Raw genomic sequence first — 2,443 nt, 5'->3', positions numbered from 1 at the left:
GCCTACAACTTCGCACGCCGCCTGAAGACCCTGCGGGGTCTCACGCCCTACGAGGCCATCTGCAAAGCATGGTCCGCAGAGCCCGGACGCTTCAGATCAAACCCGCTCCACCAAATGCCGGGACCAAACATCTAGTGCTCTCTGTCCGGCCGATGCTGCCATGAAGAAGGTTCGGGTGCCGAACCAGTACGATGGCTCATGGACCATCGTGGCCACCACGGTCGACGGGCCCTGTTCGGCCAACACGAGCTATCACGTGCAGATCAAGGACAGCGACGCCTCAATCCCTGGGCAGGAGGTCAACATCGATGGCGGTGTGTCGACGGGTGGTGCCGTGCAGGCCACGATCACCAGCGGCGCCAACAAGGTGCCGATCGCCGGCAGTTTGACCGCGAAGGGCGGCGGCAGCGGAACATGGCGTACATCTGACGGTCTGGTGGAGTGCAGCGGCAGCTGGATCGCTAGGCGAGCAGGAGGTTAGGCACAGCGCTGCCCGACCCCTGATCTGATGACCGGCTTGCGAAGGCCATCTATCCTGCCGGTACAAACCGCAACGCAAAGTCAAGTTGTGAAGAGTAGCAACAGCACCCCCAACCCTCCGAGTCCGGTCGTGCTGATGCCCCCTACAAAGGCTAGGTCCCAGCCGGCGAAATCCTCAGTGATGGGTGCGTATTTGTAGGTTAAGAGCGATATGGCCGCTCCAATCGCGATCAGCGCCAGGGCTGCCGACATAACGGTCATCATCTATTTTATTCCTTGCCGCAGATGGTCGTTCTTACCAGTGCGTAGATGGACGCGGCCTACTGTCGGCGATTATATATCGCGATATGACACTCGTTTTGCAAGACATCTTTGATTGTATTTCAATAATATTCTTCCAAATTTCGCTCACGCACTCAAAAAAGCAACAAAAGATGCAAAAGTCTTGGGCTCATAGCTTCTATTCGCGTTTTTCGAACAATCATGCGGCTACGTGTCTTGGAACATCTTTTTGAATAATAATCTTTAGTAAAGGCGCGTTCCAGTTTTTTGTTTGTAAACTTAGGAGATATAGCATGCGGCGTACTTTCACTGGCGCAGCCTACTTGGCTGTTTTTCTTCTTGTTGGCTCCGCCGGCGCAGAGAGCAAGTCCTTGGAGGAGCCGTCGAGCGACGCAATGCCACCAGTAGAGCTGGTTATCAGTATGAAGGATGGAAAACCTGTCTGTGACCCGGCAGAAATCCTTCTACCGGCCAACACTAACATCTCCCTGCACATTGTGAGTAGCGCCGACGCGCCCATCACCATCACAGCGCCCGGTCAGTTTGAGAACGGCTTAGTTTTACACGCCGACGGAGACCTAATTCACATCGCCAGCGAGAAGGGTTATACAGTCAAGCAGAAAGGACAAGGGACTTTACGCTTGAGGACGATGAAGCCTGGACAGGAAGAGTACGCTTGTACTAGCAATCGGAATGCGAACGACCCGTTCAAGGGCAAGCTGACTCTGACCCCACCCGCGGGCTGAATTTGACAATCTGACTCGCCTTCAGTTTCGATCCCCCTCGCTCAATCCAACCCCGGGCTGGCGAGGGGACACACCGCTGGCATCTGTCTTCTACGGTAGAGCGCCAGCGGTTTCCTTCGCCTTCAGGATTGTATCGCGGCAACCCTCAGCATCGCCCGCTTTTTCTTAAGCGGCTGCTTTCTCCACCAAGCTGCGCGCTTCCTTGACAGCTCCCGCCGAGGGACGATCAGCCGCATTGCTCGGCAGGGATGTTGGAGCCTTGTCTAAGGCCTTATTGCTGCCAAGCGGTGTTGCGCCAACATGGCTTTCGCCAGCGACCGTGCGGGCGCCAGAGCTGTTCAAACGCTTTTGCAGTGTGGTCACTTCATCTGAGCATGAAGACGCAGAGGCCGAACCACTTGAAAGAAGGAAAGATGCTATTGGGAGAATGAGATACGGTTTCATATACAGCCCTCTACCTTTTTAATTCTCAGCAATCATCACTCCCGGGCTTTACGGGCTGCTCTTCGGGAGCCTTCTTCGAGCCATCATCCTTTGTGGACATCCCAACGTTATTCATCGCTCCGACTGTACCCGGAGACTCGCCCTTGGCACCGGGCGATACCATGCCGGTCGTGTGACCATCGACATTTGAGCTGGTGTCCTTGGACGAGCCCGACATGTTGGTAGTTGTGCCGACATTGCATGGTGCGGCAATCGAAACGCCGGTCGATAGGGCAATGATCGCAGCGGCGAAGACGATATTTGAGACTTTTGACATAATTCCTCCAATATTTCAGTCGTGAGGGAAGCGAGTGTAAAGGGCGGACCAATTCCAGGCCGCTGTGGCGGAGTAAAACCAGGCCAATGGCGGCCGCAGCTTGAACGATGAAGGGGCCCGATCGGGCCCCTTCATCGTTTATCGCCGACCATGAGGCTCAAGCCGGTAGGATCTC

Annotated in this window: 4 protein-coding genes and 1 pseudogene; 3 read left to right on the top strand and 2 right to left on the bottom strand. The window is 55.4% G+C overall.

Annotated elements, in window-relative coordinates; all coding sequences use genetic code 11:
- Positions 1-135: pseudogene (locus MKK63_RS16755) on the top strand (IS481 family transposase); the annotation flags it as partial.
- A gap of 25 nt (positions 136-160) precedes the next feature.
- The gene (locus MKK63_RS16750) at positions 161-481 is read left to right on the top strand and encodes a heme utilization protein (RefSeq protein WP_244003707.1); all 321 of its coding nucleotides are present in this window, start codon (positions 161-163) and stop codon (positions 479-481) included.
- 80 nt (positions 482-561) lie between these two features.
- On the opposite strand, the gene MKK63_RS16745 is transcribed toward MKK63_RS16750, so the two are convergent.
- Positions 562-744, bottom strand: a complete 183-nt coding sequence (locus MKK63_RS16745; protein ID WP_244003705.1) for a hypothetical protein — start codon at positions 742-744, stop codon at positions 562-564.
- A 311-nt stretch (positions 745-1,055) separates the two neighbouring features.
- Here MKK63_RS16745 and MKK63_RS16740 point away from each other — a divergent pair, with 311 nt between their 5' ends.
- On the top strand, positions 1,056-1,508 hold the full coding sequence (locus MKK63_RS16740) for a cupredoxin domain-containing protein (protein WP_244003703.1): 453 nt from the start codon (positions 1,056-1,058) through the stop codon (positions 1,506-1,508).
- Between the two features lie 469 nt (positions 1,509-1,977).
- On the opposite strand, the gene MKK63_RS16735 is transcribed toward MKK63_RS16740, so the two are convergent.
- Complete coding sequence (locus tag MKK63_RS16735; protein ID WP_244003701.1) at positions 1,978-2,268, bottom strand: hypothetical protein; 291 nt, start codon at positions 2,266-2,268, stop codon at positions 1,978-1,980.
- Positions 2,269-2,443 lie beyond the last annotated feature (175 nt).

The organism is Methylobacterium sp. J-088 (assembly GCF_022829295.1).
Taxonomy (GTDB): Bacteria; Pseudomonadota; Alphaproteobacteria; order Rhizobiales; family Beijerinckiaceae; genus Methylobacterium.
Note: the sequence above shows the minus strand (reverse complement) of the source record. Positions and strands in the feature narration are given on the sequence as shown.

Bases quoted from the DNA above. Each gene is read 5' to 3' on its own strand.
- MKK63_RS16745 (WP_244003705.1), bottom strand. From the start codon at position 744: ATGATGACCGTTATGTCGGCAGCCCTGGCGCTGATCGCGATTGGAGCG.
- MKK63_RS16750 (WP_244003707.1), top strand. From the start codon at position 161: ATGAAGAAGGTTCGGGTGCCGAACCAGTACGATGGCTCATGGACCATC.
- MKK63_RS16740 (WP_244003703.1), top strand. From the start codon at position 1,056: ATGCGGCGTACTTTCACTGGCGCAGCCTACTTGGCTGTTTTTCTTCTT.
- MKK63_RS16735 (WP_244003701.1), bottom strand. From the start codon at position 2,268: ATGTCAAAAGTCTCAAATATCGTCTTCGCCGCTGCGATCATTGCCCTA.